Here is a 23,854-nt window from a genome sequence, read left to right as displayed (position 1 = left end):
TGCTCCTTCACATAGCTTCTGCTTTTAATGTCTAAAGTTTTTATATTTTTGGTCATAATGAAATCCGGATCTACTTCTTATCTCAAACAGAACTTTTATTTTCAGCTGGCTTTCTGGTCGGCTTTATTTCTATTTGGAGCAGCAAGAAGTTATGACGATTATAACGGGGGTATCTTCAAACAGCTCATCATTTACAACCTTTGTCATTGGATTTTTCAAATTTTAGGAGCCAATTTTATCTACTATATTTTGATCCTTCATTTTTTTGACCGAAAAAAATATCTCCATTTTTCAATTTATCTTATCATCAGTCTCTATATTATTTCCGTAATCAACAGAATCTTCATTGTTTACATTGCGGAACCTTTTTTCACTAATGAATCCAAGGACAGCCTGATTAACATTTTTACAGATCTCAAATATCTTTTGTTTCATTATACCTTCCCTATCATCAGTGGAGCATTTATTTTCATTTCAATTATGTTTATCATCCGCTATAAAGATGAAAAGGAAAACAATATCCGACTGGAAAAAGAAAAAGCAGAACTAGAGCTGAAGTCTCTCAAATCACAGCTTAATCCTCACTTCTTGTTTAATACGTTAAATAATATCTATTCTCTTTCTCTCAGTAATTCGGATAAAACGTCTACATCCATCAGCCAGCTTTCTGATATTTTAGATTATATTTTATACAAAGGACAGAAAAAATGGGTATCCGTTTCGGATGAACTCACCGTAGTTGACCATTATATAGCTCTGGAAAGCCTTCGTTATTCAGATCAAAGATTAAAAATCATAAAAGACATTCAGGGAAATTCTTCCCATCCTATTCCACCATTACTTTATCTTACACTTGTAGAGAATGCCTTTAAGCATGGCGCAGGAAAGAGCTCCGAACAAACAGAAATCAAGATAAAATTTGAAGCCAATGAAAAATTTTCTGTCTTTACCATTGAAAATACCTTCAACAATCCACTTGAATGTAATAAAAATGGAATAGGTCTTCAGAATATTAAAAAGCAGCTGGAACATCATTACCAGGATCATTTTACTTTTACCATTTCCAAAGAAAACAATATTTTTAACGCAAAAATTATCACTCCCTCACAATATGATTAACTGTATAATTGTAGATGATGAACCTCTGGCAGCAACCTTACTGGAAAATCATATTTCCAAGATTGATCATTTAAAACTGGTAGGCAAAGCTGAAAATGCTATGGATGCTTACAAACTACTTCAAAACCAGAAGATAGATCTCATGTTTCTGGATATTCAAATGCCTCATTTTAATGGGATTGACTTTTTGAGGTCACTTTCGCATAAACCCAAAACTATTTTTACAACGGCTTACCGGGAATTTGCTATTGAAGGATTTGAATTGGAAGCCGTAGATTATATTTTAAAACCAATCACATTCGAACGTTTTTTCAAATCTGTAGAACGGGTATTGAGAAATATAACAAGCTCCGGAGAAGATTTTATTATTCTTAAAACAGAAGGTATTCATCGAAAATTGTCTCTTACAGAAGTTCTTTTTATTGAAAGCCAGGGAAATGACATTAAAGTTACATTATCCACCAGAGAACATTTTATTTCAAAAAGTAAAATAACGGATCTTGAATCCGTTCTCCATTCCAAAGGTTTTATAAGGATTCACAGGTCTTTTATGATCAATACCAATTATGTTACCGCTTTTACTAATAATGAGGTTATTCTCGGGCATTATACCATTCCCGTGGGAAGAAGTTATCGCCAGGAATTTGAAATATTTATCAGCAAAATTTTTAAAAACAAGCTTCTATAAAATTGTATTTTAATCAGTTAGAACACTATTCAACAATTCTACTTTACGGTTTAATGGTTAGTTGCCTTAATTTTAACATTTATTTTTAATAATTTCTAAATATTATTCATAGGATAATAATTTTAATCCTGTTTTTCAATCAATTACGTTTATTTCATTTTAAAAAAAATCATCCATGTCAAAGTGGAAATATTTTCATAAAACGATCAATAAAAAAATGATTTACAATCCCTTATATACGCAAAATTGAAAGCACTGAAGTTCTACCAATTCCGTATAGATATTAAAAAAAAGTATTACTTTTGTGTAAGCGAACAAAATTGTGTCTTAGCTTTTTTATTCGTAAGTTTATGTGCACCAATTGATAAAACATTAAAATTCATTCTATGAGAAAAATAATTCTACTTATTATATGTATGTTCAGTATTTCGGTTTTCTCTCAGATTAAAGTATTGAAAAATGAAAGTTTGGTGGAAATCGGAAAAGATAACTCCGTTGGTTTATATAAAAAAGAAGACAAATTCACTGTCAACTACCAAGACCTGAACACAAGCAACCTGAATACGATCAGATCTTTTTCATTTCAAAATCTGAATGGAGATGTTTCCGGACTGTATAAACTCATCAGCGACGGTTTTGTATCTGCTCCTGAGGCAAACGTAGTATTAGAACTTCCTAATGACATTATTGAGCTGAATTATGAAAGAAACTATGGTCAGCCCACTGTGCAATTCATTCAGTACATCAATAAGAATCGAAAATATGTTGGAAAATCTCAGTTTTTAACACAGAAACAGATTGACAAAATTTTTGGAAGAACGAACGGAAAATATTCAATGTACGACAAGCCTGCAGGCATTCAGGGAAGTGCTACAAAAGGAGGCTCAAATACAGCTTCTACCGCAGCCCCAGCTTCCGGAACGAAGAAAAAAGCGAGAAAATAATTATATTTTAAAAATATTGCGAAACTCATTCAATAGAATGAGTTTTTTTATTTTATTTTTGCAGAAAGACATTAAAAATTATGCCGCTTCAGATAATCAATTTAACTAAAAAATTTGGTGAACAAACTGCTTTAAACAACATCAATATATCCATTGATAAAAATGAAATCATTGGTCTTCTGGGACCAAATGGTGCAGGAAAATCTACCTTGATGAAATCCATAGTAGGTGCCTTAAAGATAGATGAAGGTGAAATAATTTTTAATGGAAAAAACATTTCCATTCATGAAATTGAAAGTAAGAAAAGAATAGGTTTTCTTCCTGAAAACAATCCTCTTTATCTGGAGATGTATGTAAAAGAATACCTTCAGTTTGTTGCCAACATCCATAAAATTCCAGAATCTAAGGTAGATGAAGTTATCGAGCTGGTAGGAATTACTCCGGAAAAATCAAAAAAAATAGGACAACTTTCAAAAGGGTATAAACAACGTGTAGGATTGGCTCAGGCTATTATCCATCAACCGGATTTATTAATTCTTGACGAACCAACTAACGGACTTGACCCTAACCAAATTTTAGAAATCAGAAATGTTGTAAAAGAGATCGGACAGCAGAAAACAGTTTTGCTTTCCACTCATATTATGCAGGAAGTAGAAGCACTTTGTTCAAGGGTTATTCTTATTCACAAAGGAAATATTCTTCAGGATTGCCCTATTGATGAATTTAAAGGGAAATTTGACAGCTTAGAGGAAGCTTTTGCAAGCTATACCGCTGTTACAAAATAGAAATATACTCCTTTTTTTTTTAATGAGTATAATAAGTAAGCTTTACTTAATTTAAATTCCTGCAAAATGATAAACTGTATTTTTAAATTTTTTACAGATTTTATAATTTCGCAGGAATTTTAGCTTTACCATTTTACCCTTTCATAAAATCAAAAAACCTTAGTATAAAGCCTCAATATTGAGCTCTCCTTCATTCATAAAACATTGGCTTTATATTTGATGAGGTTTGAGCAGTTAACCAATAACCATTACAATATGATTAAGTATTTCTTATTAGGAACTTTTACATTAGCACAGCTTTCTTTTGCTTATGCTAAGGAAACACCAAATGATTTAAAAATCAACACATCTATTACCAATTTGGTGAATCAGCAGGTGCCTAAAACGGTAATTATTAAAACTAAAAAGTTTAAGATCAGAATTGATAAACAGCCTAATGGCAAATATTTATATCAATCCTGGAATGCCAATACAAAGATTACGGCTAAACCAAGTATGATCATCAGTGACGGAGAATTAATTCCTGATGGAACTGGAGGAAATTATTACTTCAATTTCAATAATGAAGGACATAATTATCAGATCTGGAGAAATTATCTGACTAATTCTGCAAAAAAAGCACCTTATACACTTGTTGTCTATGATGGTAATGATCGCGAAATCGTACGTCAGGACGGATTAGTCGTTAAAAATTAATATAAGTTTAGTTCAGACAAAAACTGGAAGAAGAAGGTTTTGAATTAAAATATAGTTATGAAACTATTTTTTGATCTCTTTTCAGTACTTTCCTCTTTCAGTTTTTTATTTATGTTCCAGATTGTCTCAGTTCTGTAAGAAAACGGCTGTCATCATAGCTTTCCTTCGCTGCTTTATATCCGATATTGAATATTTGTTCAAGTCTGTCTTTCCCACGTTCAAAAGTTCCGTAATTAGATAGTTTTTGAGAGGAAATAAACCAATCACAATAATCGAATTTCACTTTTTCTATTCTGTACGAAAGAAGATCATAAGAACGGGAAACAATTGCTTTTATAGAATTCAGGTCTTTAATTTTGGCATCATTAGGTGGTGATACAAAAACCCCGATAAGTTTATCACAATCTTCTCTGATAATATCAGCAGGGAAATTATTCAGTACTCCTCCATCACAATACATTTCGTCACCAATAATATAAGGAGTCGTAATCCCCGGAATGGAACATGAAGCAATAATAGCATCCACCACTTCAAAATCTTTATCAAAAATCTTCTGAGTTCCTGAAACCAGTTCTGTAGCTACAATTTTAACTTCTATATCCAAATCCCCCAATTTCATATCATGAAAAATAGGTTTAAGATAATTTCTGAAAATCACTGAGGAAACCAATCCCGGCTGATTGAATGTAAAGTGCTTCCAATTGAAAAAATACACTGAATTGAAAAACTCCATAATTTCTTCCGGAGTCTTTCCGACAGCATGCAGACATCCTACAATAGATCCTGCACTACAACATGAAAGAATGTCTATTTCTATGTTTTTTTCATTCAAGAATTTTAATACCCCTGCATGAGCGATTCCTTTGGTACCGCCGCCTGACAAAACAAGTCCTACTTTCTCAAAATTCATAGAATAAATGTAAGGAATCATGATGAGATAATGTTATTAATTTTTATAAATATGTTTAATTTAAATTTATTTTAATAAAATCCCGCTTAAAAAGATTGCTTTAATAGTCAGTAAATACTACGAATGAAAAAAGCCCAGATTTCTCTGGGCTTTTGTTATATAATTTCTGTATATCAGATTAGATGTGGATCACTTCTCCGTAAGCTGCTGCTGCTGCTTCCATGATCGCTTCAGAAACGGTTGGGTGTGGGTGGATAGATTTGATGATCTCGTGACCTGTAGTTTCCAGTTTTCTAGCTACTACAGCTTCAGCAACCATATCAGTAACTCCTTCACCGATCATATGGCATCCTAACCACTCACCGTATTTAGCATCAAAGATTACTTTAACAAATCCGTCTGTATTTCCGTTTGCAGTAGCTTTACCACTTGCAGAAAGAGGGAATTTACCAACTTTGATTTCGTATCCTTTTTCTTTAGCCTGCTTTTCTGTAAGACCTACAGAAGCTACTTCAGGGTGACAGTATGTACATCCAGGGATATTACCATAGTCGATTTTCTCAACGTGCATACCTTTGATTTTCTCTACACAAGTAATACCTTCAGCAGAAGCAACGTGAGCTAATGCCTGAGTTGGGATGATATCACCGATTGCATAGTAACCAGGTACTGAAGTTTCGTACCATTCGTTTACCAATACTCTTCCTTTATCTGTCTGGATTCCTACTTCTTCTAAACCGATGTTTTCGATGTTAGCAGCAATACCTACAGCAGATAATAAGATATCAGCTTCAAGAGTGATGTTTCCGTTTGCAGTTTTAACGTTAGCTTTTACTCCTTCACCAGTTGTATCTACGCTTTCTACAGAAGCATTTGTCATGATTTCGATTCCTGATTTTTTCAGAGATTTCTCTAAGTGTTTAGAGATTTCTTCATCTTCTACAGGAACGATGTTTGGCATAAATTCAACAACAGTTACTTTAGTTCCCATTGTGTTATAGAAGTCAGCAAATTCTACTCCGATAGCTCCAGAACCTACAACGATCATAGATTTTGGTTGCTCAGGAAGAGATAATGCCTGTCTGTATCCGATTACTTTTTTACCATCTTGTGGTAAGTTTGGTAATTCTCTTGAACGAGCCCCTGTAGCGATGATAATATGGTTTGCAGTATATTCTACAACTTTACCATCTTTATCTGTAACAGAAACTTTTTTACCTTTCTGTACTTTTGCAGTACCAAGAATTACGTCAATCTTGTTCTTTTTCATTAAGAACTCGATTCCTTTGCTCATTTTGCTGGCAACACCACGGCTTCTCTGAATAACATTCGGGAATTCGAAGCTTGCTTCCACTTTATTTAATCCGTAATCTTCAGCATGGTTGATATAATGAAAAACCTTAGCAGATTTTAATAAAGCTTTAGTTGGAATACATCCCCAGTTAAGGCAGATTCCTCCTAAATTTTCTTTCTCGATAATTGCGGTTTTGAAACCCAATTGTGCTGCTCTGATCGCAGTAACATATCCACCAGGACCACTTCCAATGACAATAATATCGTAATTCATTACTTTAAAAATTTTTATGCGAATTTAAGGAAAAATATTGGATGTTTCATGTTTCTACAAACCGATCTTAAAATCCACCAATAAGCCTTTTTTCTTAAATTTTAAATAAAAAAAGAGAACACAAAAGCATCCTATTTCAATAAAAATTATTTTAAACTATAAATATCGTAAAATTATCTCTACTAAATTTTACTCGTCAAATTTAAATAAGTGTAAGAAATCTGTATTATTTCGCTTGTTTAAGCAATCGTTTTTCAGCCTGATATCTTTTATTTAAAGCATTCATTTGATCTCTTTTCATCTGTTTAGTAGCAAGGGGATGATTCAGGATCAGTTTCTTTTCGGTATTGTATTTTTTATCCAATTCCTTTGCTTTGAGATTGATTAGTTCACTTTTTGAAGGATGCGGTGGAGCTGGTGGATGTTTCTGAGCAAAAACATTTGTTGATAAACCTAATAGTAACAAGGTTGAAATAAGTAACTTTTTCATAATGTTTAATATTTTTGAATGGATAAACTGATTCATTAACCAACTAAATTCATTCAGGTTTATGTATAAATAAACATATATCATACCATTATTTATAAAAATTCGATGTAATTTTCGTACTATGGTACCACATGATAGGTAAAGAAAGAATAAAATCATTACTATAGAAAGAATTATTTCATTATACAATAACATGCAAAACACTTTCAATAAAGAATAAAAACATTAAACACCATTTTTAATTAATTTTTAATAGTAAAAAAATGTACTATGATGTATTTTTTTAATATTTTTATACTGAAACCACTTAAATAAAATTAAAATGAAAAGGTACATCTCAATTCTTTTATTTGGAGGAGTATTTTTAAATGCGCAGGTAGGTATTAACACAACCACTCCCAACAGTACTTTAGCTGTGAACGGATCACTAGGTGCAGGCTATAAACAGGTAACAGCTACTTCGTATAATGTTTTAGCTACAGATCATTATATTACATACAACGGAACGAGTAATGCTACGTTCACTCTTCCTGTAATCGGAAGTGGTACTACGAGCTATACAGGAAGGATCTATAAGATCAAAAATATTTCTACATCAAACATTACTCTACAGGCTTCAAGTGGTAATACATTGAGAATAGATAATACCCCTGTTTCCTCTTTTGTGATTCCTTTGGGTGCCTATGCTGAAGTGGTTAACAACAGTAATACCACTGGAGGAACCTGGGATTTATCATTTACTGTTCTTCCCAAGCCAAGTAATGTCGAAATTTATGGAGCACAGCTTACAATCCCACCTCACAATAATGCGAGTTCTGCGGTTCCTGACTGGTCAAATCATACGAATACTTCTTTTGATACCGGAACAGGAGCTGACACATGGTGGGTCATCAGTAAGACATCTGTAAGTTCATCATTCGGTGCTGTAAATGCTACACCTATTGTTACCGGTTTTACAAAGAGCAGTAGAATGACCCTTGTCTATGAGTACCAGGGACCTGCATTTAATATAACTAATATGTATCCTATCCTTACGGCAGGAAACAATTCAAGTTACCCCGATGTATTTACTGCTTCATTTGTAAGTTTAGCCAATGTAGGCGGAAAAACCAGACTTACAGTATCTGTTGCCCGTGTAGATTTTATGGGAACAGAAGGAGGGACAAACAGTAACTGGGCAGGTACATTCCTATTGAACGTACTATTAGCCAGAAAGTATTAAAAGCCTTTAAGTTTTTATAATTCATTGAAGAGCGGGATTTATTTTCTGCTCTTTTTTATTTCTGCATCTGGATTACAGTAGCATATTTTAAATTCTTTCTGTTATCCGGGAGTTTTACTCTTATATTATCACCTATTTTTTTCCATTGTATTCTAGAAGATATTCCAGGAATTGTTAAAGATTTTGGATTAAAATTTTGAGGAAGTGAAAAGTTGATTTCAGCAGGTGCATGATATTCTGAATCTTCATTAAGGTGGAAAACATTGATTGTATTCCCATCTTTACTTTGTGTATAATAGATGTTTCCTTCGTGATAAGGCGCAATAATTCTGGTAGCGAAAACAGCGGATTGATTCTTATTCATCCAATCTGAAATTTCTGCCAGTCTTTCATAAACAATAGCATCATAATCTCCATCCGGTCCGGGAGCAATATTCATTAGGTAGTTTCCGCCTCTTGAGATAATTTTGATCAACGTTTCAATGATTTTCTGGGAGGATTTATAATTGTCATTAGGAACATAAGAGAATGAGTCTCCCATTGTAATACAGCTTTCCCAAGGAATAGAAAGTGTATGTTCCGGAACAGCCTGCTCGGGAGTGACATAATTTTCCCATTTCCCAGAAACAGTACGATCTACAATGATAATTCCGGGTTGATTTTTCCTTGCCATCGTTCCTATTTTATCCATATCAATATCCTGCTCTACTTTTATGGTACGCTGCCATTCTACCTTGGGATCAATGGTATGAAAAGGACGAACCCAGCCTCCATCCAGCCATAAAATATGAATTTTCCCGTAATTAGAGGTTATTTCATTCAATTGGTTGAATGTATATTGCTTAAAACTATTCCATTTTTTAGGATATTTTTGGGGATCATAGTTCACGTTTCTGTCTTTCGGAGGAAAATAAGACCACCAGTAATCATCGGAATGCCAGTCCGGTTTTGAAAAATAAGCTCCAATTTTGAATCCTTCTTTTCGGAATGTATTGAAAATTTCCTTCGTTACATCTGCTTTCGGGTTACCTGAAAAAGGTGTTTTGGATGATGTTATTTTATAGTCGGATTGTTTTGTATCAAACATAGCAAAACCGTCATGATGTTTCGTTGTGAAAACTATGTATTTCATTCCTGCTTTCTTAGCTGCATCTGCCCATTTCTGAGGATTAAACTGTAGAGGGTTGAAAGTGGTCTGCAGTTTTTCATAGTTCTTCACATATTCATTGTAAGACGTTCCATGTTCCGGTTTTCTTTGGGTCCAGGATTCATCTTCAGGGCATAAGCTCCAACTTTCAACAATTCCCCACTGGCTATAGGTTCCCCAATGCATAAACAACCCGAACTTCAGATCCTGCCATTCTTCCAAATTCTGTACAACAAGTGGATCCGCAGGTTTTTGATATCCTTCGGAAACATTATGTGCCTGTGAAAAAAAAACTGAACTGGAAAGAATAAAAGAAAGGAATATAATCTTCGCTTTTTGTTTGATAAGCATGTGAAAGTAGTTTTTGGCTAATTTAATTATCCTTTCACACATGCACAAATATTAGATTTTTAACAGATTATGAATTGCTTCATCAAATGTTGGAAAGAAAAATCTGAAGCCACTTTTCATTAGTCTTTCAGGGTATACATTTCGGCTTTTCAGTAATAATTCTGTTTCGGTTTTCATGAATATGGAAGCAATTTCAAGCTGCCAGACTGGAGCATTGACCCCAAAAGGAACGTTATAAGCTTTTCTCAGCTGATTCATCATCATTTCATTGGATATCGGAGCCGGAGCCGTTATATTTATTGGTCCAGTGATCGTTTCATTCTGAATAATCCAATCAATAGCATTGCAGAAATCATCAATATGAATCCAGCTTACCATTTGATTTCCTCTCCCCTGTTTCCCGCCTAAACCTAGTTTTGTAATCGTTTTTAATTTTGGAAAAGCACCACCATTATTACCAAGCACAATTGAAGTTCGAAGTGCTACTTTTCTTGTTTTTTCATTTTTACCTTTAAAAAATTCTGTTTCCCAGCTTTTACAGATATTCATTGAAAAATCATCACCAATGACTCCATTTTCTTCTGTATTCAAATGGTTTTCTGAATGTACATAAATGGTTGCAGAACTGGCATTCAACCAAAGTTTCGGTTTTTCCGTACATTGATCTATTGCTTCCTGTAATATTTTCGTACTGTTGATTCTTGAAGAGTATATTTCCTGTTTGTTCTTATCATGATAACGGCAATCAACAGATTTTCCGGTAAGATTAATAAGAACATCTGTCTTTTCAAGCATATTTTTCCAGTCTCCTATTGTTTTTGCATCCCAATAGATTTCATTTTCACGTTGAGGTTTACGGGTCAGAATATAAACCTGATTTCCTTTCTCCGTAAAATATGTTTCTAAGTTTTCGCCAAGGAATCCGGTGCCTCCTGCTATGATTATTTTCATCTTTGTTTATTTTTAAATTCAGAAATAAAATGTTGTTTGCTCTAAATCTGATTACTGTTTTTAAATAGTATATTTTTTCGTTTTCACTTCTATTTCAGAGCCTTCAGCCAGCATTACTGAAATTGGTATCTGATGATTCAGACATTCAAATTCTTCACCGTAGATCTTATGAAAATCTATGTCAAGCTGATGTTCCTTCACCTGATAACAGTCCCATTTTGGATGACAGACTTCATATTCAGATGTTTTATCTTCTTTTTTGGTGAATCCCCAATAATGTTCTGTAATAAATTCAAATTCTGAGTTTTCTTCCATCGGTTGTGCGTTGGTTTCTGCTTTTATCTCAATAGAATGCCAGCTTTTATCTTTCCAAGAATATCTGATCAACAATTCGCCGTCTTTTTCACGGATCACATTTTTCATCGGCATCGTATGGTAATTTTCTTTGTAAACTGAATTTGCCACAAAACTCAAAGCTGGCTTCGGAACGATTTCTTTGATAAAAACCACTCCTCTTTTCCAGATTCCATTTTCATTTTTCTTGACATAAAATCTGAGATTTACTTCTTCAAAATTGCGGTGGAAAGGAATGGGCAACCCTAATAATTTTGTATTTAAAAACATGAAGCCTACTAAACTCACATAGCATTTACCTTTATAAAAATCCAGTTCTGTTCCTTCAGGAAGGTACTTCTGCAATATATCAGGATTGATTTCGTAATTGATGATGGCTAATTTTCTCCATTCTGCTTTTAAAAAATTCATGATGCTTTTATTTGATGGTTTTGGTGGTATGTTGTGATGTTCTGATATTAGGTTGATAGAATTTTATTCTATCCTGGGGTAAGTCGTCACGTTGTGACTCATTGTTGCGGATTCTGCGGTGGCTTTTATTAATTTGTTTCTTTCAATAAGGAATTGTTTCATATAATTTTTGAGGAAGATTCTATTGAATGCTTTACCTATTATTCCAAGTGGTGATTCAAAATCAAAGATGTCGATCATCAGGGTTTTACCTTCTACTTTTTTAAAAATATGCTGATGACGAAGAGATTTAAATGCTCCTTTCTGCATTTCATCGGTAAACTGATGAGGTTTATCCATACAGATGATTTTCGTAGTAAGGGTTTGATATACTCCCAAATGTTTCGCTCTCCAGGTTACGGTTTCATTTTCCTCAATTAAGCCAGAGGTACGTCCTGCAATTGCTTTTTCATTTGTTTTTGAGGTAGATTTTTGATGCAAATCAATATTTCTTGCCAGATCAAAAACAGTTTGAACGTCTGCATTAATATAAGTTTCTAAATAAATTCTAGACATGATAACAGTGTTTTATTCAGTTTTATCTGATTTATTGTTAAATAGTTAAGAGAATAATGATTGCCAAGGCAGTCATTCGAAATAATATCCATGAAATGGTAGGGAAATAATTCAGTTTTAATATTTTACATCTTCTTAAATGTTCCAAAAACATGGTCAGTACTACGATTGCAAAGTAGACTAGATAAAAAATCAGATTGAAATTGGTAAATAAAGCAGGAATTAAAAGCAATGTTCCTATTAATGAAACCGTCATCATATTGCCAAGGTAATCCCAGATTTTCTCTTTTAAATACGCTTTCAAAAAGAAGGTTTGCCAAAGAATTTGCCCTAAACAAACTGTCAGTTCTCTTAGAAAACTGGAAGTAAAATTCAGTCCCATTTTTGCAGAATACAGATTTAAAATATAAGCTGAAAATAGTACAACAAATGTAATATAACCTAATCTGTATTTTAAATTAAAGTCCGGAACACAGGATTGATCAGTATTATCTTTTGCAGATGGAATAATCTGTTTTCTATTGTAAGACACAAATGAATAAAGCTTTTTGAAAAACCAATACAAAGGCTGTATTCTTGCTATTTTTTCCAGTAAAGGAAAGGAGCTTCCGATAATGGTAAGTAAGCTATCCAAACCATAAATGACTGTATTATGATCATGATCTACCAAAGCAATTTCGTTTTTTGCCCGGTTAAAATCTACCAGATTTTTATTTCTGACAGATATTTCGGTAAAGGCTTCTCTTCCATCTTCATCCAGCATTCCACATTTTGTAAAACCTTTGGAATAAAGAGCGCACATTGGGCATTCGTTATCGTAGATTAAGGTGTGGTTTTTGAGTGTTTTCATGATACTTATTTTAGAGATTGATACAGATTATGACTTTCAAGAGCATACAATAATGCCATAAAAGGACTATAGAAAAACGCCGCCATTGCAATATATGTTGGAATAGCTGTAACTTCATTATCTATTCCGATTGTAATCAGGATTACTAAAGAAATCCAAACAGGTAGTATTGTTATTCCATAAATCAGGAAAAGTGGTGAAATTTTGATTTTTAAAAAAATTCTGACTAAAGAACTGATTAACTGAGGTATTCCCACAATAAAGTAAAACAATATCCATCCATCCCAACCTTTAATGATAGTGACAAGACATCCGGTTATAAGGAAGAATAGCTGTACATAAAAGTCATATTTTATAAAATTTTTCATGGTAATTAGTTTAAAGATTAAGAAAATCTCCTCTGGTTCTTTTATGCTTTGATCGGAAAGTAATGTACATCCAGATCTTAAAGATTAATGTTTTCATTTTTTAAATATTTAAAAAATATTATATTTTCAATAATTTTTGAAAGTTAATTTGAAATAAAAAAGGATTTTCATCCTTTCTATTCTATTTTAACAGGTTGGTAATTTTTCCTACCAGCCAGTGATCATCACTTTTTATAGCTAAATCCATGATATTATTGATTTTACCGGTTACTGAGCTGAAATCATTCATTAGCTTGATAAATTCCTGTGCTTCTTCTGTATCGTTATCTTCAATATTTCGAAGTTCTTCCAAAAAAGAAATCACCGGTTCTATTTCTCTTTTTCTACGTTCTTTGGTGATCTGTTTGAAAAGATACCAAACATCTTTTTCAGCAACGAAGTATTCTTTTCGGTCTCCTTTTATAAATTCTTTTCGGACAATTCCCCAATCAATCAAAGCACGAAGGTTCATATTGGCATTCCCTCTTGAAATTTCCAGCTGCTCCATCACTTCGTCTGTAGATAATGGTTTTCCGCTCGCCAAAAGCAATGCATGTACTTGTGCCATTGTACGATTGATTCCCCAGTTGGTAGCAAATGTTCCCCAGGTTTGAATGTATTTTTCTTTGGCTTCTGAAAGTTGCATTTTGGTTTATTTTAAATTTCTGATACAAATATAATTATAATTTTTGAATTTTCAATAATTTTTGAAAATTAATTTTAAAAGAAAACAGACATTCGTTGTGAATGCCTGTTTATTAATTATTATTTAATGGATTTATAGGTCTCTACCAATCTCATAAATTCACTTCTATATCCTTCTTTATCATCACTTTTCCCTTCTTTCGCAAGTGTGCTTATAGTATTAAGATCTTTATCTTTAATTAATTTCGAGTCTCTTAAAACCAATCCGAACCACGCTACGGATGATGCAAATTTAAAATCAGGGCTTATCTTCTCAGAAGGTACTTCTGTTTTATTAATCACTTCACTGATCTCCATACTTGTATCTCCATCTGGTTTTTTATATCTGAATTTTACAGTAGCAAGCTCATCATCATATTTTTTTGTATTTGATGAAACGGCAGAATATTTTAACTTATTTACTTTTGGAAGAAATTCAGACTCTACATCAACAGGAATAATTTCATACAAAGCTGTAACGGTATGACCGCTTCCTAATTCACCAGCGTCTATTTTATCATCAATAAAGTCTTCATTTTTAAGCTTTCTGTTTTCATACCCAATTAATCGATATGACTTCACCCACGTAGGATTAAATTCGATCTGGATTTTCACATCTTTGGCAATGGTATAGATACTTCCCGTAAATTCTTTCCCTAAAAACTTATTCGCTTCCTGCATATTATCGATGTAGGCATAGTTTCCGTTTCCTTTATCGGCAAGTGTTTCCATTTTACTGTCTTTATAATTTCCCATTCCATACCCTAAACAGGTAAGAAAAATCCCGGTTTCTCTTTTTTTCTCAATCAATGATTCAAGATCGGCTGTAGAAGACGGTCCCACATTAAAATCTCCATCTGTAGCTAATATAACTCTATTGTTTCCTTCTTTGATAAAATTTTCCTGAGCCAGTTTGTAAGCCAGTTCAATACCTTCTCCTCCGGCAGTGCTTCCTCCAGCCTGTAATTTATTCAAAGCTTTGATAATGGTTTCCTTTTCTGCAGCTGAAGTAGATGGCAATACGACTCCGGCACTTCCGGCATACACCACAATTCCTACCTTATCCTGCGGTCTAAGCTGATCTAATAAAACATTCAGAGATGATTTTAAAAGTGGCAGTTTATTTTCAGCATCCATAGAACCTGAGACGTCGATTAGGAAAACGATATTAGATGGCGGAAGATTATCCATAGATATCTTTTTTCCTTGAAGTCCTATTTTTAATAATTTGTGATTAGAGTTCCAAGGAGCATCACTATATTCTGTATTAATAGAGAATGGCTGATCATTTTCCGGCTGCGGATAATCATAGGTGAAATAGTTGATCATCTCTTCTACCCTTACTGAATTTTTGTCGACTTTACTTCCATAATTGATCATTCTTCTGATATTGGAATAGGAAGCATTATCTACATCAATAGAGAAGGTTGACAAAGGTTGATTTTTCGTCAACTCAAATGGATTCTCTACTAATGATGCATATTCTTCGTCACTGTAATTAATTTTATAATTACCTTTTTTGGCTCCATTTTTAATTGTTTCTTTAACGATCCTTACTTCTCTTTCCTGCCTATTATTGTTTTTTCCTTGTTTAGTGTTGGGTCTTGAGGTTCTCGGTGAACTGGAAATCTCCATTGCCACCAATGATTTTGGTTTTGGACAGCCATTATATTCAGGAAGCCCAGGAACAGTAGGACATGCATCGTCTTTGTCTAAAACTCCATCTCCATCGGTATCAGGCCATGGACAGCCATTATTTTCGGGAGGTCCTGTAACTGTAGGACACGCGTCATCTTTATCAATCACGCCATCCCCATCGGTATCGGGCCAAGGGCAACCGTTATTTTCAGTTGGTCCTGCTACATCCGGGCAGGCATCATCTTTATCTGCTATCCCATCTCCATCTGTATCGGGACAGCCATGAAACTCAGGCAAACCTGCTACTTCAGGACAATGATCTTCTTTATTGGGAATACCATCCTGATCTTTATCTTTTCGGACACTGTATTTTTTAGTTTTTTGGGACGGTTCTGAAACAGTTTGAGTTTTACAACTTACCAATAAGACAAGCCCTAAAACGGTTATAATAGTTTTTTTCATGGTTATAAATTTCCGGGAAGAAAATTATTAAAATTTCTTTAATCTCAATGAATAATTTTAAATGCAATAAAATTTCCCTCTTTAGCATTAAAAAGGGAAATAGTTTTAAGATATATTCAAAATTATTTTTGAGTGGTTTTATATGTCTCTATAAGCCTGATAAACTCCGATCTATATCCCTCTTCATCTTTATTTTTTCCTTGTTTAGCCAGATCTTCAATCTCTGAAAGACTCTTTTTCTGAATCAGTTCAGATTCTCTAGCTACCAATCCAAACCATGCTACGGACGATGCAAACTTAAAGTCCTGACTTGCAGAAGATATTCTATTGTTTTCATTTTTTATAATCTGAGTCATTTCTTTACTTTTATCTCCATCAGGTTTTTTATATCTGAACTTTATGGTAGCCAATTCATCTCCAAACTCCTCTTTATAAGTATTTTTAGTGTATTTCAAGTCTGTACTTTTAGGAATAAACTCTGATTTCACATGATTAGGTATAATTTCATACAAAGCGGTAACGGTATGCCCACTTCCCAATTCACCTGCATCAATTTTATCGCTCACAAAGTCTTCATTCTTCAACTTCCTGTTTTCATAACCAATTAAACGATAAGATTTAACATATTCGGGATTAAACTCTATCTGAATTTTCACATCTTTGGCTATTGCATACATATTTCCTGTAAACTCTTTGCCTAAAAATTTATTTGCCTCCTGCATATTATCAATGTAAGCATAGTTTCCATTTCCTTTATTGGCTAATGTTTCAAGTGTATTGTCTTTATAATTGCCCATTCCGAAGCCTAAGCAGGTTAAGAATACACCAGATTTTCTTTTTTCCTCAATAAGGGTCTGAAGATCGGTGGTAGCAGATGTTCCTACATTAAAATCTCCATCTGTAGCGATGATCACACGATTATTTCCATTTTTGATAAAATGTTCCTGTGCTAGCTTATAGGCAAGTTCAATACCTGCACCTCCTGCTGTGCTGCCCCCTGCCTGTAATTGATCTAAAGCCTGAATAATTTTAGCCTTTTCCCCGGCAGACGTTGGAGATAAAACCATTCCGGCACTTCCTGCGTAGACTACAATCCCTACTTTATCTTTTGGTCTTAATTGATCCAACAACACTTTGAAAGAAGATTTCAGCAATGGCAGCTTATTTTGTTCGTTCATAGAACCCGATACGTCTATCAGAAAAATCAGATTGGATGCCGGTAACTTTTCGGTAGAAATACTTTTCCCTTGAAGTCCTATTTTCAACAGTTTATGACTCGGATTCCATGGAGCTTCATTATATTCAGTATGGATAGAAAAAGGATTTTCATTTTGGGGCTGTGGGTAGTTATATTTAAAGTAATTGACCATTTCTTCAATTCTTACAGCATTCTTATTAATCTTTTCTCCATTATTAATCATTCTTCTTACGTTAGAATATGATGCATTATCAACATCAATGGAAAAGGTAGACAATGGCTGACTCTGTGCCAGTTCAAAAGGGTTTTCTACAAAAGCATCATAACTTTCATTATTTGAAATGGGAGTTAATTGTTTTTGTTTATTAATTTCTTCCTGAAGTTTTTTCAATCTCTTTTTTTCCTTTCTTGAAAGTTTTTTAGTGGTTATTACAATCACTCCGTTCAACGCCTTGGTTCCATACAAACTTGTGGCTGATTCACCTTTCAATACTTGCATATTTTCTATAGAATCTGAATCTAATCCACTTAAATAGCTTTGATCTTTCACTTCTCCATTCACAATATATAATGGATTATTCACCTGATTAATTGAAGCTACACCTCTGATCATGATCTTATCATTTTTTGGCGATCCGGATACTAATATCCCCGGAGTTGTTCCGCTTAATGTATTTGATACTATACTTACATTTGATGAAGAATAAGCACTCTTTGCTTTTGAACTATATCCCATCATGACTACTTCTTCAATATTTACAGCTTTATCAGATGTTTCTAAATGGCGTTCAATAACAGGCGGAGGTACTCCAACAGATGATACAGCAGGTCTGTAAGCTATCACAGGACTTGGATTGGAAATAGTAACAGTAATTGGAGCCGGATAATTATTCGTGGCTAATTTTTCAACTGTAGAATGAATTTCCTTTTTTTCTTCCTTAATATTTGCCTTGGTTAAACTGTCAGCTTTTACAATATTTGTATTAGAATAAGACTTCTGAACTATTTTATTTTCTGCCATTGCTGGTTGTACAGATTGTGTTGTTTCTTCTTTATTCATAAAATAAAAAGCCCCCATACCAATCATTAAACTCGCAGCAATCCCATAAGGAAGCCAAATCGGAATCATTCTCTTTTTCTCTTTCTTTTGATCCAGTTTTTCTTCAACTTTCTCCCAAACTTTTTCAAAACCAGGAAAAACCGTTGGTTCTTCTGAAAGCCTGGAAGCTTCATTGAATTGTTGATCTATATGATTATTTTCCATTGTTGTAAAAATTTAAATGTTTTGATTCACCAAAAGTTCCTGTAATTTTTTTCGTGCAAAATTGAGCTGGGATTTTGAAGTTCCCTCACTTATAGAAAGCATTGTTGCAATTTCTTTATGTGGGTAGCCTTCTATTGCAAAGAGATTAAAGATTGCCCTACAGCCTTCGGGAAGAAAATTTAAAAGGTTAAGAATATCTTTTTCAAAGGAAATATGATCCGTTGTTCCTTCCGAAGAATGAATCATGTTCTCTTCCAGAGAAATAAACAATGCTTTATCTGATCTTAATTTTTGCAGACATTCATTCACAGCAATTTTCTTTGCCCAGACTTCAAAGGTATCGGGATTCTGAAGCTGTCCGATCTTCGTGAAGATTTTATAGAACGTATCTGCTAATACCTCTTCTATATCTTCATCGCTTTTTAAATAGCGCTTGCAGACAGAGTACAGCCTGCCCGCCATTTTCTCGTAAACCTTCCGCTGTGCTTTGCGGTCGTTACGTTGGCATTCTGATAATAATTCTTTTTCCATAGTCAGAAGTTATACTATTATAGATGCAGGAACTTTCTCAAGGGTTGGAAACATGATTAACTTTTTTTGAAGATGAGAGATAAAATTGTAAAAGACAAAGAAAGCTGAGAAGAATGAGAAAGCAAAGAGAATATATTAATATTTTTATTATCCAAGCGTTCTTAAACGTCTGTTATTTAAACTTATCTGTTTTATGAACTATTAGCCACAGCCAACTCTATTGTTTTCTTTCCCTATTAACAAAAAACTTTCATTTTAAATTTAACTTTTCCTGTTGTAACAAATCTGTAATATGAACGACTATTAATACAAATAATCTTTTTATAGTAATGAAAAACGCGAAAATTGCATCATTACTTTTTGTTTTGTCTGCAGGAAGTATGATGTTTGCCCAAGATGACTTAATCAATAAGTTAAAAAACAACCACTCACAAAATGCTAATTTTCAGTTCACAACGTTAAAAGACGTTGGAGCTACTTCTGTAAAGAACCAGGGTTCATCAGGAACTTGCTGGAGCTACTCAGGAAATTCTTTCCTTGAATCTGAAATGCAGAGAATGGGCAAAAAACCTGTAGATCTTGCTGAAATCTTTACTGCAAGAAACTCTTATCATGATAAAGCGAAGTTATATGTATTAAATAACGGAGCAATCAGCTGGGGTGATGGAGGAGAATTACATGATGTAATCAATATGTACAAAAAATACGGTGCAGTTCCTCAAGATGTTTATTCAGGATTAAAACCTGGGCAAACCACCAACAATTTCAAGGAAATGCAAGGAAAACTGAAGCCAGTTCTTGACAGCCTTGTTCAGGCATCTTCTAAAGGAAAGCTTACTGACAACTGGATGGATTCTGTAGATGCTATTCTTGATGAATATTTAGGAAAAGTACCTGCAAACTTCACATATGAAGGGAAAAACTACACACCTAAAACTTTTGCTAAGGAAGTAGTAGGTATCAATGCTGAGGATTATGTAGAGTTATCTTCTTATAAAGATTATGCTTATTACCAAAAATTTGTAGTTCCGATTCCTGATAACTGGAGCCATGATTCTGACTGGAATGTTCCGATGAAGGATCTTACAGCGATTATTGATAATGCTGTAAATAAAGGATATTCTGTAGGTTGGGCAACAGACGTTTCTGAGCCTTATTTCTCTTACAAAAACGGTGTTGCTTATGTTCCGGATATGGATTTAGACCAAATCAATGCTGATAATAAGCAAACTTTGTTTACTGAGCCTAAAAAAGATAAAACCATCACTGAAGATATGCGTCAGAAAGGACTTAATAATCTTTCTACAACGGATGATCATGGTATGCACATCGTAGGTTTGGCAAAAGATCAGACTGGTAAAGAATATTATATGGTAAAAAATTCATGGGGAGTAACGAATGACTTCGCAGGATATCTTTATGTAACAAGACCATATGTAGAGTACAAATCGACTGCTATTTTGGTTCACAAAAATGCGATTCCAAAGAATATTTTAAAGCAGTTAAAACCAACAAAAAACATTGGTTTGTAAGAAATCACTTCTGTCATTTTTAATGTGGCAGTTTTAGATATTTAAATCTGTTAAAAAACGCGCTCCTTTACTATTGGGAGCGCGTTTATTTTATCTGTCAGAGGATTGCTTTTCGGTTATAAGACGATGATAATCTACCAAAGAGTATATTTTAGGCTGAGCACCTTCCTTATAATCAATCACTATCCATTTATCTTCAAATTTATCTTTGCTAAATACATAGTTTTCTTTTGGAAAATCAATGGTTCTATGATTTAAATAAATGGTTTTGGGAGCTGCTTCATCTATTTCTGCTGAATAATAATTAGCATCATCAGCAATGGTATAGAAATTATCTTCTCCTTGTTTCTTTTTAATTTCTTCAATCTCTTTTTCATCGGGACTCAGCAATAATACAGCTGAGGTCGTGATCACTGTATCTGCCTTTATTTTCTGATCCTGATGTGTTTTTTGTACTTCAGGTTTATTGTCTGTTTTGGTACAAGAAAATGTGCTGATCAGAATGGAAAAAGACACAATGCTAATACGGTTCAAACACTTCATTTTAAATACAATGGTTTTAGTTTTAAATTGATTAACAAAGAAAAGGAAAAATGATATAACGCAATATCATTTATTTTATACTTATTTCAATATCCAAATAAAAACCTTGCAGTATTCATAAAAAATATTACATTTGTAATCACTAACAAATCACTACAACATGAAAAACCTTAGAAAATTAGCAAAGTCCGAATTAAAGAAAATCAATGGAGGAAATGCTCCGGACTGTCCAGCAGACACAACTCCTTGTTTATATTTTTCTGGCGGACGCGCTCGTTGGAGATGTATTCTAACTACTGAAGAATGTTTTTAATGCACTCTGTCATTTCTTAACGACACATTCTTAAAAACAATCAACATTAAAATTCTTCGCTATGAAAAATTTAAAAAAATTAGTAAGAATTGAACTAAAAAAAGTTCATGGAGGAAATGCTCCTGTCTGTGAATATGGAGAAATAGCATGCCGCTATCCTCCTGCAGATGGCAATCCTGCTTACTGGGTATGTGAACCGGTAGAATACGGATGCAGATCTTAAGTTTTAAAAAAACATTTGATTTTAAACCTACAACAAATTATTAAAACATGAAAAATCTAAAAAAATTAGCTAAATCAGAATTAAAGAAAATCAATGGCGGGAATGCTCCACAATGTGGGGAAGGACAAATTGCCTGCCATCATAAAGGTGAAAACGGAGGACCGAGCTACTGGACCTGTGAAATGGCAGAAACCTATTGTAGATTTTAAAAACATAAAACCCGCCTTCAGAAATTCTGAAAGCGGGTTTCTTTAATAAATAGGTGAAAATTAAATATAAAATAAAGTGAATTATGATGATTAATATGAATAGTGAGTCGTAAAACTTTGCCTCGCTAGTGAATAAAATATACTGTTAAAAAATTCACTACAAAACAGATTTGCTTCTCTTTATTCAAATTAAAATAAAACGCTCATACTTTCTGCCGTAAAGTCCGAAATATCTGCTGTATTTCCGTCTTTGATCTTCTTTACCCACTCATAATCCTGCAAAATAGCACGTCCTACCGCTACAAGATCAAATTCTTCATTATCCAGTCTTTTGATCAATTCAGTTAAATCTGTTTTCTCTGTTCCCTGTCCCGCAAAAGCATTCAGAAAATCTCCGTTTAATCCTACAGATCCTACAGTAATGGTTGGCTGCCCTGTAATTTTCTTTGCCCACCCTGCAAAGTTTAAGCTTGAACCTTCAAATTCAGCCTCCCAGAAACGACGTTGTGAACAGTGAAAAATATCTACTCCGGCTTCTTTTAAAGGCAACAGCCAGTCTTCCATTTCGTTTGGGGTAAGAGCCAGTTTTGTTTTATAATCCTGTTGTTTCCATTGTGACAGACGAAGAATTATCGTAAAGTCCTCTCCTACTGCTTCTCTGATTGCTTTTACTACTTCAACGGCAAATCGGCTTCTTTCTTTTAGAGTTTTTCCTCCATATTCATCCGTTCTTGTATTGGTTACTTCCCAGAAAAACTGATCGATGAGATAACCATGAGCTCCATGAATTTCCAGACAGTCGAAACCAAGATCTTTTGCTGATTTTGCAGAAGCGGCAAACTGAGCAATCGTATCCTGAATATCTTCAATAGTCATCGTAGAAGCCTTTTCCATTGCAACCAAAGGATAATCTTCAGACATTCTTGTATCACCAACGTGCCAGATTTGGGGTCCCATTTTACCCCCGTTTTTATGTACAGTATCGATTACATTTTTCCAGCCATTCAAAGCTTCCTTTCCATAAAAATCCGGAATATTCTGTAAGTTTTTTGATCCTGGTCTATTGATAACAGTTCCCTCTGAAAGAATCAATCCTACTTCTGAAGCAGCTCTTCTTCCATAATAGTCTGCGATGTTCTGCGTTGGAACTCCATTATCAGATTGAGCTCTGGTCATAGGAGCCATTACGACTCTATTTTTAAGCTGAAGATTCTTATATTCAAACGGTTTAAATAATGATAATGTACTCATATTTAAATAGGTATTTTATAATTGTTACACAAAGTAACTAATAATAGTTCGTTTTTGTATCTTTTATTAAAAAAATAGTGGTAACTTCGCAGTAACTTACATTAGTAACATCAAAGTAACGTTTGTCATTTCAAATCTACATCACGTTACAAAAACCAGTGTATCTCTATGAAAAAGAATGAATTAATGCAATACAGCTGCCCGCTAGGTAAAGCAATGGCTGCTTTGGGAAGCAAATGGAAGCCAATCATTGTATTGGTAATCAAAGACCGAAAATTACGTTTTGGGGAGCTTGCAGTGCGTATTAATGTGATCTCCAGAAAGGTATTGACGGATCAGCTACGGGAAATGGAAACTGACGGTTTAGTGATTCGTGAGGAATTTAAAGAGCTGCCTCCGAGAGTTGAATATTCGCTTACGGAAAAAGGATTGGCGCTGTTGCCTATTTTATATCTGTTGGAAGAATGGGAGGCGAAATATCAGGTGAAAGGAACCTATTCGGAAGATTGTATTGAATCGATCAAAGAAAAGAAAAAAGCAGTGAATGTATAATGTTTCA

At 33.9% G+C, this 23,854-nt stretch carries 26 protein-coding genes; 11 read left to right on the top strand and 15 right to left on the bottom strand.

Features of this window, described 5'->3' with window-relative positions:
• Positions 1-57 precede the first annotated feature (57 nt).
• The 5 genes from BBI01_RS01825 to BBI01_RS01805 all read left to right on the top strand — a co-directional run bounded on the left by BBI01_RS01825 (position 58) and on the right by BBI01_RS01805 (position 4,232).
• Positions 58-1,119 carry a sensor histidine kinase gene (locus BBI01_RS01825; protein WP_228393917.1) on the top strand — a complete coding sequence of 354 codons (1,062 nt, stop codon included), beginning with the start codon at positions 58-60 and terminating at the stop codon, positions 1,117-1,119.
• Positions 1,112-1,807, top strand: a complete 696-nt coding sequence (locus BBI01_RS01820; RefSeq protein WP_065392979.1) for a LytR/AlgR family response regulator transcription factor — start codon at positions 1,112-1,114, stop codon at positions 1,805-1,807. Before BBI01_RS01825 ends, BBI01_RS01820 begins: the two co-directional genes overlap by 8 nt.
• A 386-nt stretch (positions 1,808-2,193) precedes the next feature.
• A complete protein-coding gene (locus BBI01_RS01815; protein WP_065392978.1) occupies positions 2,194-2,751 on the top strand; it encodes a hypothetical protein in 558 nt (185 codons plus the stop codon).
• An 80-nt stretch (positions 2,752-2,831) separates the two neighbouring features.
• Entirely contained in the window at positions 2,832-3,536 is a 705-nt protein-coding gene (locus BBI01_RS01810) for an ABC transporter ATP-binding protein (protein WP_065392977.1), read from the top strand.
• A gap of 255 nt (positions 3,537-3,791) precedes the next feature.
• Complete coding sequence (locus BBI01_RS01805) at positions 3,792-4,232, top strand: hypothetical protein (protein ID WP_065392976.1); 441 nt, start codon at positions 3,792-3,794, stop codon at positions 4,230-4,232.
• Between the two features lie 109 nt (positions 4,233-4,341).
• On the opposite strand, the gene BBI01_RS01800 is transcribed toward BBI01_RS01805, so the two are convergent.
• The 3 genes from BBI01_RS01800 to BBI01_RS01790 form a co-directional block, all read right to left on the bottom strand.
• The gene (locus BBI01_RS01800) at positions 4,342-5,142 is read right to left on the bottom strand and encodes a patatin-like phospholipase family protein (RefSeq protein WP_065393331.1); all 801 of its coding nucleotides are present in this window, start codon (positions 5,140-5,142) and stop codon (positions 4,342-4,344) included.
• 178 nt (positions 5,143-5,320) lie between these two features.
• Positions 5,321-6,709, bottom strand: a complete 1,389-nt coding sequence (gene lpdA, locus BBI01_RS01795) for a dihydrolipoyl dehydrogenase (protein ID WP_065392975.1) — start codon at positions 6,707-6,709, stop codon at positions 5,321-5,323.
• A 226-nt stretch (positions 6,710-6,935) separates the two neighbouring features.
• Entirely contained in the window at positions 6,936-7,199 is a 264-nt protein-coding gene (locus BBI01_RS01790) for a hypothetical protein (RefSeq protein ID WP_065393330.1), read from the bottom strand.
• 322 nt (positions 7,200-7,521) lie between these two features.
• Here BBI01_RS01790 and BBI01_RS01785 point away from each other — a divergent pair, with 322 nt between their 5' ends.
• A complete protein-coding gene (locus tag BBI01_RS01785) occupies positions 7,522-8,421 on the top strand; it encodes a hypothetical protein (RefSeq protein ID WP_065392974.1) in 900 nt (299 codons plus the stop codon).
• Between the two features lie 55 nt (positions 8,422-8,476).
• On the opposite strand, the gene BBI01_RS01780 is transcribed toward BBI01_RS01785, so the two are convergent.
• The 10 genes from BBI01_RS01780 to BBI01_RS01735 form a co-directional block, all read right to left on the bottom strand.
• The gene (locus BBI01_RS01780) at positions 8,477-9,919 is read right to left on the bottom strand and encodes an alpha-L-fucosidase (protein ID WP_065393329.1); all 1,443 of its coding nucleotides are present in this window, start codon (positions 9,917-9,919) and stop codon (positions 8,477-8,479) included.
• 51 nt (positions 9,920-9,970) lie between these two features.
• Entirely contained in the window at positions 9,971-10,870 is a 900-nt protein-coding gene (locus tag BBI01_RS01775) for a TIGR01777 family oxidoreductase (protein WP_065392973.1), read from the bottom strand.
• 60 nt (positions 10,871-10,930) lie between these two features.
• Positions 10,931-11,635 carry a YqjF family protein gene (locus tag BBI01_RS01770; RefSeq protein ID WP_065392972.1) on the bottom strand — a complete coding sequence of 235 codons (705 nt, stop codon included), beginning with the start codon at positions 11,633-11,635 and terminating at the stop codon, positions 10,931-10,933.
• Between the two features lie 63 nt (positions 11,636-11,698).
• Positions 11,699-12,190: an SRPBCC family protein gene (locus tag BBI01_RS01765; RefSeq protein WP_065392971.1), complete on the bottom strand. Its 492-nt coding sequence runs from the start codon at positions 12,188-12,190 to the stop codon at positions 11,699-11,701.
• Positions 12,191-12,227: 37 nt separating this feature from the next.
• Entirely contained in the window at positions 12,228-13,040 is an 813-nt protein-coding gene (locus BBI01_RS01760) for a DCC1-like thiol-disulfide oxidoreductase family protein (RefSeq protein ID WP_065392970.1), read from the bottom strand.
• Between the two features lie 5 nt (positions 13,041-13,045).
• Entirely contained in the window at positions 13,046-13,408 is a 363-nt protein-coding gene (locus BBI01_RS01755; RefSeq protein ID WP_065392969.1) for a hypothetical protein, read from the bottom strand.
• Positions 13,409-13,589: 181 nt separating this feature from the next.
• The gene (locus BBI01_RS01750; RefSeq protein ID WP_065392968.1) at positions 13,590-14,093 is read right to left on the bottom strand and encodes a GbsR/MarR family transcriptional regulator; all 504 of its coding nucleotides are present in this window, start codon (positions 14,091-14,093) and stop codon (positions 13,590-13,592) included.
• Between the two features lie 119 nt (positions 14,094-14,212).
• Entirely contained in the window at positions 14,213-16,231 is a 2,019-nt protein-coding gene (locus BBI01_RS01745; RefSeq protein ID WP_065392967.1) for a vWA domain-containing protein, read from the bottom strand.
• Between the two features lie 122 nt (positions 16,232-16,353).
• A complete protein-coding gene (locus BBI01_RS01740; RefSeq protein ID WP_065392966.1) occupies positions 16,354-18,693 on the bottom strand; it encodes a vWA domain-containing protein in 2,340 nt (779 codons plus the stop codon).
• Positions 18,694-18,705: 12 nt separating this feature from the next.
• Positions 18,706-19,224, bottom strand: coding sequence for an RNA polymerase sigma factor (locus BBI01_RS01735; protein WP_065392965.1), 519 nt, complete (start codon positions 19,222-19,224; stop codon positions 18,706-18,708).
• Between the two features lie 329 nt (positions 19,225-19,553).
• Between BBI01_RS01735 and BBI01_RS01730 the strand changes: the two genes are divergently transcribed.
• Positions 19,554-20,756: a C1 family peptidase gene (locus BBI01_RS01730; protein WP_065392964.1), complete on the top strand. Its 1,203-nt coding sequence runs from the start codon at positions 19,554-19,556 to the stop codon at positions 20,754-20,756.
• A 90-nt stretch (positions 20,757-20,846) separates the two neighbouring features.
• Here BBI01_RS01730 and BBI01_RS01725 read toward each other — a convergent pair whose 3' ends face one another.
• Positions 20,847-21,290 carry a hypothetical protein gene (locus tag BBI01_RS01725; protein ID WP_123862047.1) on the bottom strand — a complete coding sequence of 148 codons (444 nt, stop codon included), beginning with the start codon at positions 21,288-21,290 and terminating at the stop codon, positions 20,847-20,849.
• A 169-nt stretch (positions 21,291-21,459) separates the two neighbouring features.
• Here BBI01_RS01725 and BBI01_RS22655 point away from each other — a divergent pair, with 169 nt between their 5' ends.
• The 3 genes from BBI01_RS22655 to BBI01_RS22645 all read left to right on the top strand — a co-directional run bounded on the left by BBI01_RS22655 (position 21,460) and on the right by BBI01_RS22645 (position 22,044).
• Positions 21,460-21,612, top strand: coding sequence for a bacteriocin-like protein (locus BBI01_RS22655; RefSeq protein ID WP_165602203.1), 153 nt, complete (start codon positions 21,460-21,462; stop codon positions 21,610-21,612).
• Between the two features lie 61 nt (positions 21,613-21,673).
• A complete protein-coding gene (locus BBI01_RS22650) occupies positions 21,674-21,835 on the top strand; it encodes a bacteriocin-like protein (RefSeq protein WP_165602202.1) in 162 nt (53 codons plus the stop codon).
• 47 nt (positions 21,836-21,882) lie between these two features.
• The gene (locus BBI01_RS22645) at positions 21,883-22,044 is read left to right on the top strand and encodes a bacteriocin-like protein (protein ID WP_165602201.1); all 162 of its coding nucleotides are present in this window, start codon (positions 21,883-21,885) and stop codon (positions 22,042-22,044) included.
• 189 nt (positions 22,045-22,233) lie between these two features.
• Here the strand turns inward: BBI01_RS22645 and BBI01_RS01720 are convergent, their stop codons facing one another.
• Positions 22,234-23,295 (bottom strand): NADH:flavin oxidoreductase, encoded by a 1,062-nt coding sequence (locus tag BBI01_RS01720; protein ID WP_065392962.1) that lies wholly within the window; start codon positions 23,293-23,295, stop codon positions 22,234-22,236.
• A 168-nt stretch (positions 23,296-23,463) separates the two neighbouring features.
• Here BBI01_RS01720 and BBI01_RS01715 point away from each other — a divergent pair, with 168 nt between their 5' ends.
• Positions 23,464-23,847, top strand: coding sequence for a winged helix-turn-helix transcriptional regulator (locus BBI01_RS01715; protein ID WP_065392961.1), 384 nt, complete (start codon positions 23,464-23,466; stop codon positions 23,845-23,847).
• The last annotated feature ends 7 nt before the right edge of the window (positions 23,848-23,854 follow it).

This window comes from Chryseobacterium artocarpi (assembly GCF_001684975.1).
GTDB lineage: Bacteria > Bacteroidota > Bacteroidia > Flavobacteriales > Weeksellaceae > Chryseobacterium > Chryseobacterium artocarpi.
This window is presented reverse-complemented; position numbering and strand designations above follow the sequence as displayed.